Source organism: Caldalkalibacillus salinus, from assembly GCF_016745835.1.
Classification (GTDB): Bacteria; Bacillota; Bacilli; order Caldalkalibacillales; family JCM-10596; genus Caldalkalibacillus_A; species Caldalkalibacillus_A salinus.
Map to the genome: position 1 here is coordinate 63,951 of NZ_JAERVL010000012.1, position 22,455 is coordinate 86,405.

Annotated in this window: 23 protein-coding genes; 2 read left to right on the forward strand and 21 right to left on the reverse strand. The window is 43.9% G+C overall.

The genetic code is table 11. The features are described 5' to 3' along the window. Positions 1-92 precede the first annotated feature (92 nt). From recG to JKM87_RS08405, 5 genes are all read right to left on the reverse strand, one after another. On the reverse strand, positions 93-2,162 hold the full coding sequence (gene recG, locus JKM87_RS08385; protein ID WP_202079893.1) for an ATP-dependent DNA helicase RecG: 2,070 nt from the start codon (positions 2,160-2,162) through the stop codon (positions 93-95). Next, the gene (sdaAA, locus tag JKM87_RS08390; protein WP_202079894.1) at positions 2,146-3,051 is read right to left on the reverse strand and encodes an L-serine ammonia-lyase, iron-sulfur-dependent, subunit alpha; all 906 of its coding nucleotides are present in this window, start codon (positions 3,049-3,051) and stop codon (positions 2,146-2,148) included. The genes recG and sdaAA overlap by 17 nt, the downstream gene beginning before the upstream one ends. A gap of 14 nt (positions 3,052-3,065) precedes the next feature. Continuing rightward, positions 3,066-3,728, reverse strand: coding sequence for an L-serine ammonia-lyase, iron-sulfur-dependent subunit beta (gene sdaAB, locus JKM87_RS08395; RefSeq protein ID WP_202079895.1), 663 nt, complete (start codon positions 3,726-3,728; stop codon positions 3,066-3,068). A gap of 227 nt (positions 3,729-3,955) precedes the next feature. Further along, positions 3,956-5,629, reverse strand: coding sequence for a DAK2 domain-containing protein (locus tag JKM87_RS08400; protein WP_202080089.1), 1,674 nt, complete (start codon positions 5,627-5,629; stop codon positions 3,956-3,958). Positions 5,630-5,712: 83 nt separating this feature from the next. Beyond that, on the reverse strand, positions 5,713-6,075 hold the full coding sequence (locus JKM87_RS08405; protein WP_202079896.1) for an Asp23/Gls24 family envelope stress response protein: 363 nt from the start codon (positions 6,073-6,075) through the stop codon (positions 5,713-5,715). Between the two features lie 258 nt (positions 6,076-6,333). Here JKM87_RS08405 and rpmB point away from each other — a divergent pair, with 258 nt between their 5' ends. Continuing rightward, positions 6,334-6,522 carry a 50S ribosomal protein L28 gene (rpmB, locus tag JKM87_RS08410; protein ID WP_202079897.1) on the forward strand — a complete coding sequence of 63 codons (189 nt, stop codon included), beginning with the start codon at positions 6,334-6,336 and terminating at the stop codon, positions 6,520-6,522. Between the two features lie 143 nt (positions 6,523-6,665). On the opposite strand, the gene spoVM is transcribed toward rpmB, so the two are convergent. The 16 genes from spoVM to JKM87_RS08490 form a co-directional block, all read right to left on the reverse strand. Next, on the reverse strand, positions 6,666-6,749 hold the full coding sequence (gene spoVM, locus JKM87_RS18255) for a stage V sporulation protein SpoVM (RefSeq protein ID WP_419761849.1): 84 nt from the start codon (positions 6,747-6,749) through the stop codon (positions 6,666-6,668). 149 nt (positions 6,750-6,898) lie between these two features. Continuing rightward, positions 6,899-7,546 carry a ribulose-phosphate 3-epimerase gene (gene rpe / locus JKM87_RS08420; RefSeq protein ID WP_202079899.1) on the reverse strand — a complete coding sequence of 216 codons (648 nt, stop codon included), beginning with the start codon at positions 7,544-7,546 and terminating at the stop codon, positions 6,899-6,901. A 4-nt stretch (positions 7,547-7,550) separates the two neighbouring features. After that, complete coding sequence (gene rsgA / locus JKM87_RS08425) at positions 7,551-8,441, reverse strand: ribosome small subunit-dependent GTPase A (protein ID WP_202079900.1); 891 nt, start codon at positions 8,439-8,441, stop codon at positions 7,551-7,553. 3 nt (positions 8,442-8,444) lie between these two features. Further along, the gene (pknB, locus tag JKM87_RS08430; RefSeq protein WP_202079901.1) at positions 8,445-10,466 is read right to left on the reverse strand and encodes a Stk1 family PASTA domain-containing Ser/Thr kinase; all 2,022 of its coding nucleotides are present in this window, start codon (positions 10,464-10,466) and stop codon (positions 8,445-8,447) included. 11 nt (positions 10,467-10,477) lie between these two features. Beyond that, on the reverse strand, positions 10,478-11,227 hold the full coding sequence (locus JKM87_RS08435) for a Stp1/IreP family PP2C-type Ser/Thr phosphatase (protein ID WP_202079902.1): 750 nt from the start codon (positions 11,225-11,227) through the stop codon (positions 10,478-10,480). Positions 11,228-11,232: 5 nt separating this feature from the next. After that, positions 11,233-12,303, reverse strand: coding sequence for a dual-specificity RNA methyltransferase RlmN (gene rlmN / locus JKM87_RS08440; RefSeq protein ID WP_419761850.1), 1,071 nt, complete (start codon positions 12,301-12,303; stop codon positions 11,233-11,235). Positions 12,304-12,355: 52 nt separating this feature from the next. Further along, positions 12,356-13,672 carry a 16S rRNA (cytosine(967)-C(5))-methyltransferase RsmB gene (gene rsmB / locus JKM87_RS08445; RefSeq protein ID WP_202079904.1) on the reverse strand — a complete coding sequence of 439 codons (1,317 nt, stop codon included), beginning with the start codon at positions 13,670-13,672 and terminating at the stop codon, positions 12,356-12,358. 9 nt (positions 13,673-13,681) lie between these two features. Then, entirely contained in the window at positions 13,682-14,626 is a 945-nt protein-coding gene (gene fmt, locus JKM87_RS08450) for a methionyl-tRNA formyltransferase (RefSeq protein WP_202079905.1), read from the reverse strand. An 18-nt stretch (positions 14,627-14,644) separates the two neighbouring features. After that, positions 14,645-15,109, reverse strand: coding sequence for a peptide deformylase (gene def, locus JKM87_RS08455; protein ID WP_202079906.1), 465 nt, complete (start codon positions 15,107-15,109; stop codon positions 14,645-14,647). 11 nt (positions 15,110-15,120) lie between these two features. Then, entirely contained in the window at positions 15,121-17,451 is a 2,331-nt protein-coding gene (gene priA, locus JKM87_RS08460) for a primosomal protein N' (RefSeq protein WP_202079907.1), read from the reverse strand. A 58-nt stretch (positions 17,452-17,509) separates the two neighbouring features. Then, positions 17,510-18,727, reverse strand: coding sequence for a bifunctional phosphopantothenoylcysteine decarboxylase/phosphopantothenate--cysteine ligase CoaBC (gene coaBC / locus JKM87_RS08465; protein ID WP_202079908.1), 1,218 nt, complete (start codon positions 18,725-18,727; stop codon positions 17,510-17,512). Positions 18,728-18,911: 184 nt separating this feature from the next. Next, positions 18,912-19,145 carry a DNA-directed RNA polymerase subunit omega gene (gene rpoZ / locus JKM87_RS08470; RefSeq protein WP_202079909.1) on the reverse strand — a complete coding sequence of 78 codons (234 nt, stop codon included), beginning with the start codon at positions 19,143-19,145 and terminating at the stop codon, positions 18,912-18,914. Between the two features lie 44 nt (positions 19,146-19,189). Continuing rightward, positions 19,190-19,789, reverse strand: a complete 600-nt coding sequence (gene gmk, locus JKM87_RS08475; RefSeq protein WP_202079910.1) for a guanylate kinase — start codon at positions 19,787-19,789, stop codon at positions 19,190-19,192. Positions 19,790-19,800: 11 nt separating this feature from the next. Continuing rightward, positions 19,801-20,058 carry an extracellular matrix/biofilm regulator RemA gene (gene remA / locus JKM87_RS08480; protein WP_202079911.1) on the reverse strand — a complete coding sequence of 86 codons (258 nt, stop codon included), beginning with the start codon at positions 20,056-20,058 and terminating at the stop codon, positions 19,801-19,803. A gap of 39 nt (positions 20,059-20,097) precedes the next feature. Beyond that, a complete protein-coding gene (locus JKM87_RS08485) occupies positions 20,098-20,970 on the reverse strand; it encodes a YicC/YloC family endoribonuclease (protein ID WP_202079912.1) in 873 nt (290 codons plus the stop codon). A 271-nt stretch (positions 20,971-21,241) separates the two neighbouring features. After that, positions 21,242-21,382 (reverse strand): hypothetical protein, encoded by a 141-nt coding sequence (locus JKM87_RS08490; RefSeq protein WP_202079913.1) that lies wholly within the window; start codon positions 21,380-21,382, stop codon positions 21,242-21,244. A 140-nt stretch (positions 21,383-21,522) separates the two neighbouring features. Here JKM87_RS08490 and JKM87_RS08495 point away from each other — a divergent pair, with 140 nt between their 5' ends. Then, positions 21,523-22,329 (forward strand): YfkD family protein, encoded by an 807-nt coding sequence (locus JKM87_RS08495; protein WP_202079914.1) that lies wholly within the window; start codon positions 21,523-21,525, stop codon positions 22,327-22,329. The last annotated feature ends 126 nt before the right edge of the window (positions 22,330-22,455 follow it).

A 22,455-nucleotide genomic window follows, 5' to 3' on the forward strand; every position in this document is an offset into this window, starting at 1 on the left:
ACCTATAAGCTTAGCCTATGTAGAATGAGTAGCTTTTAGTACTTGGTACTAATAGTAGTATATAGTAGTCTCTCTATGTTGGCAATCCTTTTTTAGTCTAAATGCTCACTCTCAAGCGCGCCTTCCCTCTTGAGATACTGAATAAGTTGAGGATATTCCTTTTGTTCCCAGAATGCGTCGTGTTGTACAAGCTTAGCCGCATCATCCCTGGCCACCTCTAACGTACGGTAGTCATGGATCATATCTGCAACCTTGAATTCAGGTAGTCCGCTTTGTTTGGTCCCAAAGAAGTCACCTGGTCCCCTTAGTTCCAGGTCTTTCTGCGCTAATTCAAATCCATCAGACGTTTCTCTCATGATATTCATCCGTTCCATGCCAACCTCAGTTTTAGGATCAGCTACTAATATACAATAAGATTGGTGCTCACCACGTCCCACTCTTCCTCGTAGTTGGTGCAGCTGTGATAGACCAAAACGTTCAGCATCCTGTATGACCATCAGTGTAGCATTAGGCACATTCACACCTACCTCTACGACCGTAGTAGAAACTACGAGCTGTACTTCTTGGTTGGCGAACGCCTTCATCATTTCTTCTTTTTCATCTGATGTCATTTGTCCGTGCAGAAGGCCAATGTTGTATTGTGGTAGACATTCTTTCAACTTCGCATGCATGTCGATCGCATTTTGAACGTCAAGTTTATCCGATTCTTCTATGAGGGGGCAAATGACATACGCTTGTCTGCCTTGTCCTAATTCTTTATCTATAAATTGAACCACACGATCAAACATACTCTCTCTGACCCAATACGTTTCGATCTTTTTTCGACCGGCTGGAAGTTCGTCAATGACGGATACATCCATATCACCGAAGGCCGTGATTGCAAGTGTTCGGGGAATAGGTGTGGCCGTCATAAATAAAACATCCGGGGCAAATCCCTTCTGTCTTAGCTTCCTTCTCTGACCGACACCGAATCTATGTTGCTCGTCTATGACAACAAGACCCAGGCGGTTAAAATGAACGTTGTCTTGGATCAGGGCGTGGGTACCAATCACGAGATCGATGAGCCCCATTTGAAGGCCGGCGTAAATTTCTCGTTTTTCCTTGGTCTTCGTGCTGCCAGTTAAGAGCGCAATTTGGAGATCCGTCCCTTCGAAAAATGACTTTAGAGACATGTAGTGTTGCTCTGCTAAAATTTCTGTTGGAACCATCAAAGCCCCTTGATGGCCTGCGGTGATAGACCCGTATAAGGCTAAAGCTGCCACGGCGGTCTTTCCTGACCCTACATCACCTTGTAGCAAACGATTCATTGCTCGATCTGAACGCATATCGCTTAGAATATCCTCTAACGCGCTTTGTTGTGCACCCGTCAGCGTAAAAGGAAGGGTGTTGATATGAGCTTGTAATAGCTCGTCATTAATAACCTGAGTCATACCAGGCTGTTGATCCCTCTGAATTCTTTTGTATGTATGTAATTTCAATTGAAACAAGAAAAATTCTTCATAGACCATTCGGCGCTTCGCACTTTTAAACAAGTCTAGGGAGTCTGGAAAATGTAAATGCTCTATAGCTTCTGATCTCCCCATAAGTTTATAGCGTTGAATTAAAGGCTCAGGCAAAATTTCAGGTATGTTCCTCCCATATTCATCATAAGCACGCCGGATCATCTTTTGTAAAAATGAGGAACTGACTTGACTGTTAACAGAATAGACAGGGACTAGGCTCTCCTCTTTATTTTCAGGTAGGGACGGTTGCTTAAAAGAATAAGTCTGGACTGTTAATTGCATTCTGTTTTTATCTAGCTTCCCTGTTAGCGTCACACTTTTACCAACCGTAAACTGCTTTTTGGCAAAATGGCGATTAAACATAACGGCTGTGACGAGATAGCGTTCATCTACTAACACGCGCACGCTGAGCCTAGACTTTTTGCGACCATAAAAACGGAGGTGAGGCTCACTGTGGACCTTACCAACAATGGTCACCTTCTCGTCATGGGCGGCGTCTGCTAAATCCTTGACACTACGATCTTCATGCTTAAACGGAAAGTACATGAGTAGATCTTCAATTGTTTCAATACCTAATTGGGAGAGGTCGCTTGCGCGTTCCTCTCCCACTCCATTAATCTGTTGTACTGATACATTTAAATTGTTATGATTTTGACTCACTTTTTGTCGGCTGCCCACCAAAGACTTTTGCTTCTAATTCTTTGCCTGTTGGGGTTGCAGCCAGCCCTCCTAGTGCAGTTTCTTTTAACGTATGTGGCATGGTTTTACCGATACGATACATAGCATCAATGACTTCATCTGCCGGTATGGCAAATGTAATGTCTGCTAAAGCCATATCGGCTGCTACCATGGCAATCGAAGCCCCGATCGCGTTACGTTTCACACATGGGACCTCCACGAGACCTGCGACTGGGTCACAAACTAAACCTAGCATATTCTGTAATGCAATGGCAACAGCTTGAGCAGATTGAGAAGGCGTACCACCTGCTATCTCAACAATGGCTGCCGCAGCCATGGCTGATGCTGACCCGGTCTCAGCTTGGCAGCCCCCTGTCGCACCTGCGATGAAGGCATTGTTGGCCACGACGTAACCTATGGCACCTGAGGCGAATAAAAAGCGTATCTGATCTTCCTTGGAAGCGTTTAGTTTTTGAGCCACACTAAACAGTGTACCAGGTACGATACCTGCAGCCCCTGCTGTAGGTGTCGCGCAAATAGTCCCCATCGCTGCATTGACTTCGTTCGTTGACATGGCTTTGCTGACAGCATCCAAAACGGTCTCCCCAGATAGAAAGTCCCCTTTTTGGATATAAGCTTGAAGTTTTTTTCCTGCGCCCCCTGTTAAACCGCTGTGAGAGCGTATATCTTCGGTGATCCCTCTCTGAACGGCTTTTTCCATGACGTCGTACGCTTTCTCCATCTGCTCCCAAATCTCATCTATAGTCTTTCCACTGATCTCTACTTCCTGAGCTAACATGACGTCCGATATTTTCTTATTTTCTTGTTCTGCAATGGATATTAATTCTGCTACAGTTTTAAAATTAGCCACACTGGACCCCTCCCCTATGCTTGTAATCGTGTCACCGTCAGAATATAAGGGATCTGTTGTATTTCATCTAGTAATGCTTGTGGTATTTGCTGATCGGTTTCTATCGCCATCAGCGCTTCAGACCCTTTTGATTTTCTAGCCACCTCCATGTGACCGATGTTTAACTCGTACTTACTGAGCACATTAGACACACCGGCAATCATACCGTGACGATCTTCATGCAACACGAGCAAAGCTGGATGATGACCTGACAACCGTAGATGAAACCCGTTCATAGAGATAATTTCTATATTACCACCGCCAATGGAGATGCCAACAATCTCCACTTCACCAAACTCATCCGCTAGCTTTACTTTGGCCGTGTTGGGATGCTCTGTTTCCTCTTCACTAATTAATGTCGTCACATCCACGCCTTGTTCCTTGGCTAACGCTTTGGACTCGATGATCCCCTCGTCATGAGTATCAAGATCGAGTATTCCTCCGATAAGAGCAATTTCTGTCCCATGTCCTTTATACGTTTGAGCAAAGGAGCCATAAAACGTGATTTCAGCCGTTTCAGGATGTCGCCCAAATATATTACGGGCGATCTTTCCTATACGAGCTGCACCAGCCGTATGCGAACTTGATGGTCCAATCATAATTGGGCCAATAATATCAAAGACGGTACGATACTTCACTCTCCTCACCACCTGTTTTCTATTGTCTTTCCTGTATGAACACGATTATAAAAATGTCTGCTAAGAACATTTTAACATAACAAACATTCCTATTGCGCGATATAGGAATGTTTGTATCTGTCTATATTATGATATGCACGTGTTAGACGAAAAGACTTGTGGTAAATGTCTATCAAGCACGCGCATGATGTAGTGGTCGTAGGGTCTAAAATTGACCCTTGGTTGATCTACTCAACAGCGAGTATAAACGGATAAAGGGGTTGATCTCCCTTATGTATTTCGACCTCTATCTCTTCATAAGCCTGTTCTATGTCTTCCGCTAGGGTTTCCGCTTCCTCTTCTGTCACATCCTCACCGTAAATCAGGGTCAATATTTCGCTTTCTTCATCGCATAATTGAGCAATCAGCTTTCTCAATGTTTCGTCACGATCTTTGTCAGTGGCGACGATCTTGCCATTATATAGGCCCATAAAGTCGTCTTTGGATATATGTACACCATCGATTTCAGTATCCCTGACAGCATATGTGACCTGCCCCGCTTTGACGTGATCTTTGGCTTGGTTCATCGCTTCACGGTTTTCTTCTAATGATAATGTTGGATTATAAGATAATAAGGACGCCATACCTTGAGGCACATTTTTCGTAGGGATCACCACTACTGGGACATCAATAAGTTCGCCAGCTTGTTCTGCGGCCAAGATGATATTGCTATTGTTAGGTAATATCATGATTTTTTGGGCATTCATCTGTTTTGCTGCGTTCACAAAATCTTCAGTGCTCGGATTCATGGTTTGTCCACCCTGAATGACAACGTCAGCACCTAAGCTTGTAAAAATATCTTCAATACCTTGGCCCATCGCCACTGTGATGAGGCCATATTCCTTCTGCTCTGTCTCTTCATTTTCCACTGTCGTAGCTTGGCCTTGTTTAGAGCTACCCTCTTTATCTTTGATTGCTATAAATTGCTCTCTCATATTTTCGATCTTAATATTCGTTAAATCTCCGAATCGTTGGGCTAACTCCATTACTTTATATAGCTCTTCGGCATGAATATGTACTTTAACAAGCTCGTCATCAGAAATCACGAGTAATGAATCGCCAAATTGAGTCAACTGTTGACGAAATTGTTGCTCGTTAAACAGCGGGGCACGTTCAGGACTTAAGCGCACCATGAATTCTGTACAGTAGCCAAACTCAATATCTTCTACCGATAAGACACCAGACTGCATCATCTCCGCTACTTCATCGCGCACATGCTCTTCCTTGTTCTCGTTGATCGCTTCACGATCCTCAACATCATCTTCATGATGTTCAGGTAAACTTTCTCCCTTTAATACTGCAAGGAAGCCTTCATACACATACACTAAACCTTGCCCACCTGAGTCAACGACACCTACCTGCTTCAATACGGGTAATAAATCAGGCGTGCGCTGTAATGAAGCTTTGGCTTCTTCTAGTACTTGCGCCATGACTTCTGTGATATCATCCGTCTGTCTAGCCGCTTTGTCTGCTTTTTCGGCTGCATCTTTGGATACGGTTAGAATCGTTCCTTCAACTGGCTTCATCACGGCTTTATAAGCTGTTTCTACCCCGTGACGCAGCGCTTTGGCAAAAAGCTTTGAATCTATGGCATCTTCCTCTTCTATCGCCTTGCCAAACCCGCGAAAAAGCTGAGATAGGATGACACCTGAGTTACCTCTGGCACCCATAAGAAGCCCTCTTGATAGCGCTTTCGCAACTTGAGAAATGTCTTGGGCACTCACTTTATTCATCTCGTTCACCCCAGAAGTGAACGACAGGTTCATATTAGTCCCCGTATCCCCGTCTGGGACTGGGAAAACGTTAAGTGAGTCCACTGTTTTAACATGTTTTGTTAGGTTCTTTGCTCCCTCTTGAATCATGCGAGCAAATAAAATGCCGTCTATTTTGTCATGTTTCACCTATGATCCTCCTAACTCCTTCGACTACTCCGACACCAACCGCGTTATGGGTTGGTGATTCGTACCCCTTGTACAAATATATTCACAGTAGACACCTGCAAACCTAGCGTTTGCTCAAGTGTATATTTGACTTTAGATTGAACGTTATGAGCCACTTCAGATATCTTCGTGCCATAACTCACAATAATGTACATGTCTACATGAATACCTTCTTCATCCTCTCGAACGACGACGCCTTTACTTAAATTGTCGCGCCCAAGCAACTCCGTGATACCGTCCTTTAGCTGCTTACGTGAGGCCATTCCAACAAGACCATAGCAATCCAATGCAGCTCCTCCGGCCAACGTTTCAATGACTTCTACTGAAACATCTATCTGTCCCAGCTGTGTCGAAATCTCAACTGTCATGATTCCAGCCCCCTTACGAGAGAATTGAGTGATTCTGTTTCATTTTACTACAACATCCCTCTTTTTAAAAGTTTATCTCTCCGCTACGAATTCCATTCCGTTTCTTGACCAAAAAAATGGGGATGATAAAGGCCGTATACCGTTCTGTCTCATTGCATTTTAAAAATTGATATGCTAATATATACAAGTGTTTTCTTTAACAGCTGACGAAGGTTTGAATGGACTGATAGATGTCTATTCTGTAGAGGAGGTGTAACGATGGCGCGCAAATGTTACGTAACTGGAAAAACAGGTAAGACTGGAAATAAACGAAGTCACGCTCTTAACCAAACAAAGCGTAAATGGGGCGTAAACGTTCAGAAGGTTCGTATCCTAGTAGATGGAAAGCCAAAACGTGTTTATGTCAGTACTAGAGCACTTAAATCTGGTAAGGTACAACGCGTTTAATGTTTCGACATGCACTCATAAAAATGAGCGTATGGCTCTTTTCGCCATGACGCTCATTTTTTTATGTCCAGTCTTTACAAAACAATAGACTGTTAAGGAAATCTCAACAGTCTGATGAACAATAAAGTCTTATGTTGAAAGGACTACTTATCTTTACGAAATACACCCAAAACCATCCTGACCACATTTCCGATAAACCTCGGTAGTTTAATGGTGTAAAATTTCATACCATACCCCTCCTTTAGGCAAAGAAAGCCTCCTTCGGCCACTGACCTATGACCATTATATTCCGCCTTTACCTAACGGTTCATAAGTCGTGTTCACGACACTCTTTACCACTATAGATATGTCCTAATTTAAAAGTTAGAACATCATCTTATCCGCGAATGTCATGAATCGCTTGTGCACGATCGGGTTGGTTGAAGACGGCCGAACCAGCGACAAGGACATTGGCCCCTGCATTTCGGCATAACTCAGCCGTTTCAGGTGTCACCCCTCCATCGACTTCAATGTTGATGTGGTGTAAACCTTTTTCTTGTATCCATGCGTGGCAAGTTTTAATTTTTTCTAGTACGGAGGGGATAAAGCTTTGACCACCAAAACCAGGGTTCACAGTCATAAATAATATGAGATCTAGATCTGGTATGATATCCCTGATCATGTCGACCGGTGTGGCCGGGTTTAACACGACACCTGCTTTCGCACCGTGATCCTTAATTTGATGGATCGTCCGATGCAGATGAGGTGAAGCCTCCTGATGAACGGATATGATATCTGCACCACTCTGGGCAAAATCCGGTATATATCTTTCAGGTTGTTCAATCATTAAGTGCACATCAAGCGGAAGGGATGTGTGCGGACGTATCGCCTCTACGATTAACGGTCCTATGGTGATATTCGGGACAAAGTGACCGTCCATGACATCAACATGAATCCAATCTGCCCCTCCTCGTTCGACGTCTTTTATCTCGTTGCCTAGTTGTGCAAAGTCTGCTGATAGTATAGATGGCGCGATGATAGTCATGCGTTTAAAACCCCCTACGATATTTTTCATCTTGAATCTTTTCTAAAAACTGTATGTAATGCTGATACCGGTGTTGGGCGATATGACCGTCCTCCACTGCCTGCTTAACCGCACACTTAGGTTCTTTTTGGTGTAGGCATTCTCTAAATTTGCACTGCGGGCGATACGGCTCAAAATCGATAAAATACTCCGTGAGCGTCTCAGGTTCTATCCCCGTAAAATCTAACTGACTAAAACCCGGGGTATCTGCCACGAATCCACCTTTGGGCAATGGGATTAACTCCACGTGTCGGGTAGTGTGCTTCCCTCTTCCTAAACGATTCGATATTTCCCTCGTTTCTAGTTCTAATTGAGGATCAATCGCGTTTAACAGGGAAGATTTCCCCACACCGGATTGTCCAGCAAAAACGGTCGTTTTTCCAGATAGATATTCAGTCAGGTGCTCTATGCCGTTCTGTGTTGTCGCACTGGTCATGAAAAAGGGATAGCCCAGATCTTGATATGCTTTTATCTCTGGATATTGATGCTCAGGATGGTCTGCCAAATCCACTTTAGTTAAACAGATGACGGGCGTGATTCGGGCCTGCTCAATATGTACAAGAAACTTGTCTAGTAGTATGGCGCTGAAGGCTGGTTCGTTGACAGAGAAGACGAGTAACGCTTGATCCACATTAGCCACAGGCGGACGGTTGAGTTCATTTTTACGCGCATGAACCTCCGTTACAGTGCCTTCCTCATTTTGCCCGGGATCAAATTGGACATAATCCCCTACTAAAGGCGATATTTTTCTCTTCTTGAATACACCTCTGGCTCGGCACTGCCAAACACGCTTCGTTTCATCTTCTTGTACATAGTAGTATCCACTTAATGCTTTAATAATTTGGCCCTTTGGCATGGCTTACTCCTCCTGCTCGTACGTCACAGTCTTGGGTCCCTCGTGAATTTGACCATTTTTATATACGGTGATGGTCCCGTCCTGCATAGGTGAGACTTTTAAGTTCAGTGAGTATCTCTGACTTTCTTCGATTTGCTCATCGATCACTTTCTCTTCTTCTCTATTGGCATCTGAGACGTAAATTTCGATATTTGCCACTTCGTTCTCTTCCAACGTGATCTCAATGTCTTCCGTCACATTTCGCTGGGCATCCTTCTTCCCCTTACTAACCCAAATGGTAATAGGGGTACCCGGCTCAACCTCTTGTTGCGGATCAATAGGATGCTGACGGTAAACGACGCCTTTATTGTAATCCGAATAGTCTCTCTCTATAGCATCAAGTTCTAAATTATATCTTAAGAGTGTCGCTTCAGCCGCTTGCTCCGATAAGCCCACAAGGTTAGGCATATTCACAACGGATTTACCAGAACTGACAACTAACCTTACCGTGGTTTCTTCGGGGACGACCCACTCGTTTGCTTCTGGTTGTTGACTGATCACCATTCCTTCAGACAGTTCGGGATGTTTCTCATACTCAACTTCAATGGCTTTAAAATCTCTCAATAACCCTCTCACTGTTTGTTCGTGCATATATTGAAAGCTACCCATACGTTCCTTTTGCTGGCCTAAACTGATGGTTAGCCGTATATGACTGTTTTCCTTAGCAGTTCCTCCACCTACAGGGGACTGTGTAATCACGTGTCCTTCTTCAACCTCATCATGAAAGACCGTTCTTTTATCGATTTGAAATCCTTGTTTTTCTAATATTTCACGTGCTTCTTCCTCTGAAAGATGTGTGACATCCTCCACTTCTATCTCTTTGACATACAGTAACTCTAAAACATAGCCGGTGCCTTTTACCACTCCGAAACCTAGTAAGCTCACAACGACAAACGATATGAGCAGCTTAACCCATAGTGGGCGCTTTGTGTCTGACTCATCCTCTTCATCGTCCTCATGAAGGGACTCATGGTCATCATTTGATTGAAGAACATCTTGGTTTTCAGAGTCGTTCGAGCTTTTCCATCCATCTTCTTGTTGAACTGATGATGCATCGTCATGGCCCTGTTGGCCTTCGAGCATGTCTTCATGAATAACTGGCATCACTTTAGTGGCTTCCTCATCATCAGCATCATCCGTTAAGTCGATCTTCTGTTCATTTAGTCTCTCAGGGCTCAAAGCTGTCTCTAGCGTTTCAATCAATTCCCGAGCAGAGGCGTATCGTTTCAAGGGATCTCTAGCTAATGCACGTAAAATGATATTTTCTACACTTTGAGGGATACTAGGGTTAAGATGACGTGGATCCTGAAATTTATCCTGTAAATGCTTCAAAGCGACAGTTATTGGAGAATCACCGGAGAAAGGGAGCTCTCCTGTTACCATTTCGTATAACACAACACCTAGAGAGTAGATGTCTGATTTTTCCCCTGTAATGCCACCCTTGGCTTGTTCGGGTGAGAAATAATGAACGGACCCAACGACTGAACCTGTATGTGTAATCGTAGACGACGACACGGCTCTGGCAATCCCAAAATCTGTGACTTTAATTTTTTTATCTCTGTTAATCAAAATATTGTGAGGTTTAATATCACGGTGGATAATTTGATTGTGATGCGCATGCTCCAACGCTTCAGCAATCTGTTTTGTAATTGAAACAGCGTCTTCACTAGGCAAGGGGCCATGTTCTTTTATATACTCTTTTAATGTCCACCCTTCAACTAATTCCATGACAATGTAATGGACGTCCTCCTCCACCCCTACGTCATAGATACTCACGATGTTAGGATGAGAGAGACTAGCAGCTGCTTGAGCTTCTCGACGAAAGCGGTTCACAAAGTCATCATCAATGGCGTACTGTGGTCGTAATATTTTCAGAGCAACGATTCGATTGAGCAGTTCATCTTTCGCTTTGTAAACGATGGCCATCCCTCCACCACCGACGCGATCTAAAACTTCATAACGACCTACAATCTTTTTCCCTATCAACGAGATTCACCTCACTTTCGTCCGTCTTCATCAATCTTATGTAGCAAGATCAGCGTGATGTTATCATCGCCTCCAGCGTCTAGGGCATACTGAAGGAGTACAGCTGCCTTCTCATCTGCTGTAGGGTACTGATCTAGGATGTCTTTCATTTGTTCTTCTTCTATCATATTCGTGAGGCCATCGGAGCAAAGCAGGATATGTTCGTGATCGAGATAAAAAAGGGTGCGAATATCTGCTTTGACATCTTCATCCGTCCCTAACGCCCTTGTGATCACGTTACGTTGAGGATGAATTTCTGCTTGTTCTTCTGAAATCTGGCCTGTACGGACTAACTCATTGACGAGTGAATGATCCTCGGTTACTTTTTCTAATTGTTGATCATGATAGCGATAGACACGGCTATCCCCTACATGGGCCACGATGTAATACTCTTTAAAGCAAAGTGTGACAGCTAATGTTGTTCCCATACCGTAATGAGACTCATGTTGTTGGGCATAATCAAAGATGGATTGATTGGCCCCCCTTATTTGATGGAGGAGCCAATCCTCCCAATCTTGATTACTTTTGTCGAGATCGACTTCATCAAATGCTTTCCTCAGATGATCGACGGCCATTTGGCTGGCAACATCCCCCGCTTGATGACCTCCCATGCCATCTGCGACGATGGCCATTAAAGCGTCATCTCCACGCTTGATCACTTCTCCACTGTCTTCGTTCACTTGTCGATAGTGACCAACATGCGTCAAAACCGCTACTTCCACTCAGGTCACCTCGTCTCCTCTTTTCGTTCTTGTGCCCGTAGCTGTCCACATGCGGCTGCAATATCACTACCATGCTCACGTCTGATCGTACATGTCACGCCGCGCTTTTCTAAAGTGTCTCTAAACCTGAAGATATCGTCTTTCGGTGTGCGGACATAATCCCTTTCAGGCACGTAGTTCACCGGTATTAAGTTGACATAACAGTTAATATCTTTGATTAGTCGGGCCAACTCTTCGGCATGTTCGACTTGGTCATTCACGCCGCCAAACAGTCCGTATTCAAACGTAATACGTCTGCCTGTTTTATCAATATAATACTTCACAGCCTCCATTAATTCATCTAACGGGTAAGCACGATTAATCGGCATTAATCTCGAACGTATATCTGTATTTGGCGCATGTAAGGAAATGGCCAAGTTGATCTGTAAATTTTCATTGGCAAAGTCGTATATTTTTGGTATGATCCCGCTTGTCGATACGGTAATATGACGGGCACCAATATTAAGTCCTTTATCATGGTTAATGGTTTTGAGGAACCCTAACATAGGATCAAAGTTCTCAAACGGCTCCCCTATGCCCATGATGACCACGTGGGAAGCTCTTTCTCCTGTAGGGTCTAATGCTTTTTGTGCTTCTAACACTTGGGCGACAATCTCACCTGCTGTAAGGTTTCGTTTCAACCCCCCTAATGTAGACGCACAAAACGTACACCCGATGCGACATCCCACTTGGGTCGTCACACATACACTGTTGCCATACTGATGTCTCATAATGACAGTTTCGATGGAGTAACCATCACGTAAACCAAAGAGAAACTTGATGGTCCCGTCTTCTGATTCTTGCTTTAACGCTTCATCTAACGCGTGCATCGTAAAGGAACGCTCTAATTTCTCTCGTAACCCTTTGGATAAGTTGGACATGTCTTCAAAACGACTGACGCGCTTGACGTACAGCCAATCAAAGATTTGCGATGCTCTAAACTTAGGTTCGCCAACTGAGACCACCCAGTTTTGTAGCTCTTCAAATGTGAGATCGTAAATTAGGGGTGGGTCAAACTCGGGCTTTAAAGGATTTATTTTTTTCTGCTGTGTTTGATTTTCATGTGTCACTGTCTGTACTGTACTCATATTAATCACCAAAATTTCTTTGTAGTTTAATCATATAGAATCCGTCCGAACCAAAATGTTGCGGTAAAATTTGTCTCTCACTATCAGGCACGATATGAAAATCTGTATGATCCGCTAGAAAGTGACCAATCACAGACTGATTCTCTTCCTTCTCAATCGTACAAGTACTGTAAACAAGATGGCCCCCGGGCTTGAGTAATGGAGATACTTTTTTCAGCAGCTCGAGCTGCACCTTAGAAATCTGAGCAATATCCGATTCGGTTTTGCTCCACTTTAAGTCTGGCTTGCGACGTATCACACCAAAACCGGAGCAAGGTGCATCGAGAAGGATACGGTCAAACGATTCCTGAGTTTGGTCTTGAAGCAAACGTGCGTCTGCAGTCAGCGTGTCAACGATAGAGGTGCCCAAACGTTGGGCGTTCTCACGGACAAGCTTTTCCTTATGTGGATGAAGATCTACGGCTAAAATTTGGCCTTCATCCCTCATATACTCAGCCAGATGTGTCGTCTTCCCGCCTGGGGCGGCACAGGCGTCCAATACCCTCATGCCTGGTTGCGGATCCAGCAAATGAGGGATCAGCATCGAGCTTTCATCTTGGATCGTGAAATATCCTTCAGAGAATAAGGAAGACTGCGTCACATTCCCACCTTCTAACACAATGACACCCTCATCGACTATGGTGGATGGCTGTACTTTATACCCTTCTGTTTCTAGCTTGGTCATCACGTCTTCCCGCGTCGCTTTGAGTTGATTCACGCGCAGCGTCATGCGTGGGGGTCTATTGTTTGCCTCACATATGAGACGGGTATCCTCGTATCCATACTGTTCATCCCAGCGATCAACGAGCCAAGTAGGGTGTGAGGTCTGTATCGCTAAACGTTCCACCTTATTCGTCAGTGTATCTAATGAAGGGCGTTCAGATCGTAAATAAGCACGCAGAACCCCATTGACCATACCAGAAATCCCTCTATGTCCTTTTATTTTGGCAATCTCAACCGCTTCATGCACAATGGCACGATCCGGAACTCGATCGAGGAAGTGAATCTGATATACACTAAGTCGTAGTAATTGCTTAACCCAGGGGTCTAATTTATTTAATGGTTTTTTCAACAATGGCTGTAAATAAAAATCAATGATGCGTAGATGTTGTAATGTGCCATATACAATTTCAGTCATCAGATGCTTGTCACGCTTATCCATATCAGGCTGTCCCTGTAATAAGCGATTAAGCATTAAGTTGCTGTAAGCGCCGCCCTGTTCAATTTGCTCCAATGCTTTCAGCGCTAAGGTGCGCGTTAAGTGCTTTTTAGAAACCATAATTTCTCCTTACCCGCCAAAGGTCATGCCGACTCTCCAATGGTTACCCGAACCGTGTAGAAAGTCTGATACTGACATACGTTTTTTACCTGCTGGCTGAATCTCTTTTAATGTTAATCCTGTGCCATCACCACATACCACTTTAAGACTGTCAGCGTCTAGCTGATAAATGGTCCCCGGTGATGGGTCTAGGTGTTTGTCATTCGTTATCTCTGCCACCCATACCTTCACGACGTCGCCTTCCATTGTTGTGAAGGACCCTGGAAAGGGCCGCATCCCACGAATGTGGTTATAAATATCTTTCCCGCTTTTGGTCCAATCTATCTGTTCATCTTCCCGTTGGATATTAGGGGCATAGCTGACAAGATCAGGTTCTTGTGGGGTTGGTTGTATACGTCCTTCAATCAATGCTGGCAATGTGTCCACTAAAAGCTCGGCGCCCAAATGACTGAGCTTATTAAACATGGAAGCCACATCATCTTCATCTTCAATCGGGATTGATTTTTGACTGATGATATCCCCTGCGTCTAGTGCTTTGACCATATACATGATCGTTACACCTGTCTCGCGCTCACCATTAATAATGGCATGATGAATGGGCGCACCACCACGATATTTGGGTAATAACGAGGCATGTACATTCATACATCCAAGATGAGGTAAGCTCAATACCTCTTCAGGAAGTAATTGACCAAACGCCGCCGTGACAATAAGGTCAGGAGCCCATGACTGAAGCTTCTTTAATTCATCTGAACCCTTTAGCTTCTGGGGTTGGAGAACAGGGAGACCGTGCGCTAAGGCTGTTTCTTTGACTGGCGGAGGGGTTAAAACCTTTTTTCTCCCCTTCGGCCTGTCCGGCTGAGTAACGACACCGACAATGTCATATTCACTGTCTATCAACGCTTCTAATGATGGTACGGCAAAATCAGGTGTTCCCATAAACACTATTTTCATTCTAGAGCCCTCCTACCTTTACTCTTCCTTCTCGTAGTACTGCTCCACATGGTCTGTGAAAAGCACGCCGTTTAAATGATCAATTTCGTGCTGTAAGGCTCGCGCAAGGAGGTCTTCACCTTCAATCTCAAACGTTTCACCGTGACGGTTCAGTGCTCGTACTTTACATTTTTGCGCTCGGCGAACATCACCTAATAAGCCTGGAAAACTCAAACATCCCTCTGGACCTAACTGTTCACCTGACTTGGAGACGATGACAGGGTTAATCAGTTCAATCAGTCCGTTGTCATCTCCAACATCAATGACAGTCACTCTTTTGGGAATCCCCACTTGAGGTGCAGCTAATCCTACACCATCCGCGTCATACATCGTTTCAGCCATGTCATCTAACAGTTTAATGATGTTTTTATTAATGTTCTTGACTTCTATCGTTTTTTCACGAAGGATAGGGTCTGGGTGTTTAACAATCATACGAATACCCACTGTTATCACTCCTACATTAGAATTTGTGGATTACGATCCACTTGAAGTATGAGGTCATTTTTATTTATATGTATGTCATTACGTTCAATCAGTTGTGTTAACAAACCTCCCAATTGAGGTTCATCCCTATATTTTATCATGCATTGGTATCGATATCTATCTTTGATCCTTGGAATCGGCGAGGCTACAGGTCCCAAAACGATTGTATTTGGTGATACCTGCTGTTTCACCCATTGTACCGATTGTTCACACACTTTCACAAGGTATGGTAAGTCGGGATGTGAAAAGGTGATTAATGTGAGGAAGTAATAGGGTGGATAGCCCCTCTGTCTTCTGTTTTTCATTTCTAATTGGTAAAATGTGTTGTAATCATGCTTTGACGCTGTTTCGATACTGTAGTGATCAGGTGTATAAGATTGGACGACTACTTTTCCCGGAAGCTCATGGCGGCCCGCACGTCCACTCACTTGGGTTAAAAGTTGAAAGGTTTTCTCTGCGGCACGAAAATCGGGCAAATGCAGAAGAGCATCAGCTGCGATGACACCCACAAGCGTCACACGCTCAAAATCTAGGCCCTTGGCAATCATTTGCGTGCCCAGAAGACAATCCGCTTTCTGCTCTCTAAAAGCTTGAAGGTGTTGTTCATGGGCCCCTTTTTTCTGAGTTGTATCCACATCCATACGAATCACACGTATCCCCGGAAAATGCTTGTATAGTTCCTCCTCCACTTTTTGAGTACCCGTACCGAAGAAGCGAATATGCTCACTCTCACATTGTGGACAGACGCTCAATTGACGCTCTTCATAGCCGCAATAATGACAGCGGTGTGCCCCATCTCTTTTATGGAACGTCAAAGAAATATCACAATGGGGACATTCTGCTACATACCCACAGTCTCGACACATGACAAACGTGTTATAGCCTCTCCGATTGAGGAACAGCACCATCTGTTCCCTCCGCTCAAGGCACGCGTTAATTTTCTCATATAACGGACGGCTGAACATGGTACGATTGCCTGCTTTTAATTCTTGCCGCATGTCCACCACTTCAACTTCGGGCAGTTGACTGCCTTGAATTCTCTGGTGTAAGGAAATAAGTTGATAGACCCCTTTTTGAGCCCGGGCAAAGCTTTCCAAGGTTGGCGTCGCACTCCCTAAAACAACAGGGACTTGGTGATACTGTGCACGAAAGATCGCCACGTCCCTAGCATGGTACTTCGGTGATTCTTCCTGCTTGTAAGAACTTTCATGCTCTTCGTCGATAATGATGAGACCCAGGTTTTGAAAAGGGGCAAAGAGAGCAGACCTTGCTCCGATGGCCACCTTCACTTGCCCGTCTCTGATTCTTCTCCATTCATCGTAACGTTCACCTGAGGACAAGCGGCTATGCAAGACCGCGACTTGTTCGCCAAAACGCCCCTTAAAGCGCTCAACCATTTGCGGTGTTAAAGATATTTCGGGTACGAGCACGATGGCCTCTTTTCCCTGTTCTAAGATATAAGCTATAGATTGTAAATATAATTCCGTCTTACCACTCCCGGTTACCCCGTGAACCAAGAACGTTCGGGACTCCTGGCGATCGACCTGCGCTGTGATTTGTTGTAACGCTTGTTGCTGTTCTTCCGTTAGGGGTAAAGGGGATGAACGTTCAAAGTGATGGGCCGCATAAGGATCTCTCCGTTTCTCTTTTTTCACCCGTTGGACGAGCCCCTTCTCTTCTAAAGCCTTCACGGTGGAGAGTGTCGTATCACAAGCAGCAAGGAGGTCAGATAGTAACCATGCCTGTTGCCTTTCAGCCAAGGTTGTTAAGACTTTTCTTTGTTTAACCGCTTTAGCATGCAGCTTCTCAAGATGATGCCCGACTTCCTGTTCAGGGACACATAACTTAACAAACGTTTGAACACGTTGGGTGACCTTATCAGCCACTTCATATGTGGTTTGCCGCTTCCCGTTCTGATACGTCACTTTTCGTTTTGTTTTCGCTTTGAGGACAGCGGGAATCATGGCTTCCATAGCAGAAACGAGTAAACAAGTGTACTCCCTTTTCATCCAATGTCCTAGCTCAATCAATTCTTCTGTCAAAGGAGGTTTTTCGTCGAGAACTTGTTCAACGGATTTAAGACGGTGCTGAGGTTCCTCATGCACGTCCTTTATATTAAGCACATAGCCTTGGACTTTCCTCGGACCGAAGGGGACCACCACTCTGGCCCCTTTTTGAAGTTGGTCGCTAAGCGCAGGGGGAATCAAGTAATCGAAAGTGCGGTCAACGTCTTGTGCAGCCACATTGACTAGCACTTCCGCCATTGGGTAACGGCTATGATCTTCTGTTTTAATTGCACACATGTCTTTCAACCTCCCTTAGCGCCGAATGAAATCGAGCGCATCACAAATAAGCATACATTCAACGCTTGCCTTCTTGCTCAGCGATGTGACCGAGTATGTTATGCGCTAGAACTGCCTTGGACCTGAGTGACCACGTTTCCTTTGTCCCAGATCGGTGTAGAACCGCTGCGATATTCGTATCTGTGCCGAAGCCAGCTCCCTGTTGGGTGACATCATTGACGACGATGTAATCGAGGTTCTTTTTCTCTAATTTCTGTGAGGCGTGTTCTTCAATGTTTGTGGTTTCAGCAGCAAATCCGACTAAAATTTGGTCTGTTTTTCTTGCACCTAATGTTTTTAAAATGTCCTTCGTCTTGGTTAGCTGTAGGGTCATCGTCTCTCCAGCCTTTTTGATTTTTTGCTCTGCTACTTCAGCAGGTTGATAATCAACAACTGCCGCTGCTTTTATGACGACATCAACCTGTTCAAAACGCGAGGACACCGCCTCATACATCTCTTGCGTCGATGTCACATTGATGACTTCGACTTGAGGAGGTGGTGTTAACGATACAGGCCCGCTAACAAGCGTGACTTTTGCTCCGGCTTCGGCTGCTGCTTGGGCTAAGGCATAGCCCATTTTTCCTGAGGAGTAATTTGAAATATATCGAACAGGGTCAAGGTTTTCCCTTGTAGGCCCTGCGGTCACAAGAACCTTTTTTTCTCCCCACCATCGTCTTGTAGTCTCATGTCCTCTTGAAAAGTAAGCTTCCACCTCTTGGATGAGGTCATTTGGTTCAGGCAAACGTCCCTTACCCACATAGCCACAGGCGAGCAAGCCTTCGCCCGGGGCGATCAGTTTTACTCCTCTGTTACGGATGGTGTTCATATTGTCTTGGACAGCCGGATGATCATACATATGACCATTCATGGCGGGGGCCATCCATACTGGCGCCTGTGTTGCTAATAACGTTGTTGAGAGCATATCATCAGCTTGGCCGTTTGCTAGCTTAGCAATGACGTTAGCCGTTGCAGGTGCGACTAGGAATAGATCAGCATGGTCAGCAAGGTCTATATGGGATACAACAGAAGGATCTGCTTCTTCAAATGTATCGGTATACACATGATGCCGAGATAAAGCTTGGAACGTTAAGGGTTGTACGAATTTAGTTGCTGACTCCGTCATGATCACCCTGACATCTGCACCCTTTTGTTTGAGCTGACTACATACCGTCGCTGCCTTGTAAGCTGCAATCCCGCCTGATACACCTAACACGATCAGTTTTCCCTCTACACTCATGGTTCTTCCTTCCCTTCGTCCCGTTTCTGGCTTATGTAGCTGAAATGTTGAGTTAGTGACATTTTTCTTGTTTTCGACTTTCTTGGGCTTTATCATTGATAGACTAATGTATACACAGGATCAAGCATCTAGTGGCAGCGGATAACACTCAATTGTTAAAAAAATAACAACCTTTAGGAGGTTGTTATTCCGCTTCAGTTACTTCATCCACCTTTTTTTCAGTTACGTTGTCACCAACTTCAATAGCGCCCTCTAGTATTTCTTCCAATGATACACCGACCAATTTGTTCGATTGCGGGTCTTCTATATGTGTATCGTTTCTTTCTCTTAATTCACGCGCGCGTCTGGCCGCTAGTGCAACGAGCTTGTATTTTGAATCAACTCTTTGTAATAAATCATCAATAGATGGATATAGCATGTCATCATCCTCCTTCATGCGAGATACGCTTCATCTCCCGATTATTATATCATGTTTTTGTATTGATTGACCCTGGATTTGCAGTGTTCTGCCGTAATAATGGCCTTAATACGATCACAAGCTAAGTCAACTTCATCATTAACCACAGCATAATCGTAGTGTTCAATCATACCGATCTCTTCCTTGGCCACAGATAAACGGTTCTTTAGTGATTCGTCCGTTTCTGTCCCTCTCGTTGTAATTCGGTTCTTCAGCTCTTCCATACTTGGCGGTGCGAGGAAGATAAATACGCCTTCAGGGAATTTTTCTTTTACTTTTAGCGCACCCTGTACTTCAATTTCTAGGAAAACGTCATTCCCCTTGTCTAGTTGCTCTTCAACATAGGCTCTTGGTGTACCATAGTAATTATTCACATATTCTGCCCATTCTAAAAGCTCATTCTGTTCAATCATCCGTTCAAATTCTGCTTTCGTTTTGAAAAAATAATTAACCCCATCAACTTCTCCCTCTCTAGGTGCCCGGGTCGTAGCCGAAACAGAATACACGAAATTCTGCGATTGACTTCTTAAAGCCGAGCAGACTGTGCCTTTTCCTACGCCAGAAGGTCCAGAAAGTACAATGAGTAAACCTCTACCTTTGTCCACAATGATCCTCCTTATGATTCATCCGATAAATCATCTTTGGAATTTAAACGCTGAGCGACCGTTTCTGGTTGAACGGCGGATAAAATAACATGGTCACTATCAGTAATAATAACCGCTCTCGTTCTTCTACCATATGTCGCGTCAATCAACATATTACGGTCACGAGCCGTTTGTATCACTCTCTTAATGGGAGATGATTCTGGGCTTACGATCGATACGATGCGTTGTGCGCTCACGATATTCCCGAAACCGATATTGATAAGTTTCATAATATTTTCATTGACCTCCTGAATATAATTTAAACAAGTTTATTCCACATTCTGTACTTGTTCTCTCAGCTTTTCTAGTTCACTTTTTAATTCTACTACACTTTGACTGATGTCAATGTCATTCGCTTTTGAACCAATCGTGTTCATTTCTCTGTTCATTTCCTGTATGAGAAAATCAAGCTTCCGCCCAACAGGCTCCGTCTGCTCTAAGTTATGTAGAAATTGATCATAATGACTTTCCAGCCGTGTGATCTCTTCGGAGATGTCCGCTTTTTCTGCGAATAGAGCCACCTCTGTTAGCAGTCTCGATTGATCAGCGTCAATGGCGTCCGGCAACCATTCTTTTACACGACCTTCTAGTTTCTTGGCGTACTGATCCTTCACGTTAGGCGCTTGTACTTTTATCTGTTCTAAGAGCCCCTGCATTTTACTGATTCGCATTTGTAGATCCTTGGTTAACGCTTTACCCTCCAATGTTCGCATTTTGACAAGTTCATCGGTCGCTTGATCCACCGCTTGTAATAGCACGTTGCGATAAGTGTATTCATCATCGGAAAGCTCTTCTTCAATTTGAAAGAGATCTTGAATACCAAGCATATCCTGAACGGATACTTCCCCCTCAATGTCTAATCGATCCCTCATCTCTTTGACCGAAAGACAGTAGGCTTTTGCTAACTCCCAATCGACCTTTAATGACTTTTTAACGAGAGATTCGGTATTGAAGGTCATGTACACATCGATTCTTCCACGTTGCACTTTCTGTTGTATTCTTTTTTTAATGTTATCTTCTAAGAACATTAAATGACGTGGAAGACGAACAGCTATCTCACAAAAACGGTGGTTGACTGCACGAATTTCAACCGATAGCTTGATGTCATTCCACGACGATTCATATCTTCCGTATCCAGTCATACTTTTAAGCAATAAAAATCACATCCACTCGTCTATTTTAATCAATTTTTCTAGGTGATACAAGGGGAGAAAAGCGTACATGCAATATACAAGGTCTCTTTTACCCGTTTTCGCCAGTGCTTAAACCTATGTTTACAAAATAATGAAACCCATCCCTTTATAATCGGTTGCATTAGTCATTGTTTTGTCACCGTTAACATATCAAATAAAAAAACAAAGCACAACAGCGTCGCACTTTGTTTCTCTCTTTTTTATCTCTTTTTCTGAATATTTACGTCGCTTTTTTCACAAGGGGTTTCTTTTGTCGAAAGCGTCGGACTCTTCCGTTACCAAATCTGAAGAAATAGCCACCTTCTCTTGACTTGAGGATTTGAAACCCGAGTAGGTGCATGACCGTTACATAGTATGCCAAAGATTTTCACCTCCTCATTTCATACCTATGGGAGATGATGAATGTCCTATGACAATTTTAGTTAATTTATATTTATTACATATCGCCCTCACATTAGAACATACTAGGGAATGAAGTTTTGAATGTAAAGGGGTATTCTTATGAACAAAAAATACGTCAGCATTTTGACGCTGGTTTGTTTTGCTATATCGTCCTTGGTTCATCCTGTTGTTCATGCAGAAAACGAAGGACAACGGAAGCATGAAAGGATTGAGTTACCAGATTCGGTGAAAGATATTTCTCGATCGAATACGTATCCTAATCCTGATATTGATCCCGAATACGTTGAGCCTAGTCCGGCAACAGAAGAATTGCTGGAAACATGCCAATATCACATTGATAATCCTAACCTCATCCGTTTACTGAACGAATCAACGATCAAAAATTCTAGGTTTGCACTAGGTTTCCGGGCCAATATCTATTTAGGAAATTGGGCACTTAATTACGAGTCAAACGAGACGACTGTTAACTGGGAGTATAAGGAAGCCAATGTCAACATGTTAGACAACCGGGGCGGTAATTCAACAGCCGAATTAACTTATGCTCAAGAAGAAAACTTCATCGCTAACGGTGGACTCACAACAAATGTCCTTGCCGAAGACGACGTGAAAAAGTTAATGATCGGGGCTGCTAAGCGGAATACCGGCCTTAACTTAGCCTTCAAAAGTCAAATTGGTAAAGGGACTAAGCATGATATTCTCATGAAAGTTCCTGTGGGCAAAAAAGGCGCTCTACACGCCCATGTTCCCGCTGCGAGCGAACGAGGTGTGATTACTTATGGAGAAGTTTATCTCGACATTAAGGGTTCAGAAAAAAAGCTTATTATTAAAAATGTGACCCAAAAAGGGGTTGGGGCATGGATTCCCGTACAGGACAAACTTTCATTTAAATACATGCTGTCAAATTAAAATGCTTGCTGTACCCCTATATGAACAACAATACAAAGCACCCTCAGGCTACCCTTACGTTGCATCTTTTGTGAATGATGCGTGCAAGGTTATGCCTCTAAAGGGTGCTTTGGTTGTGTTTTTAAA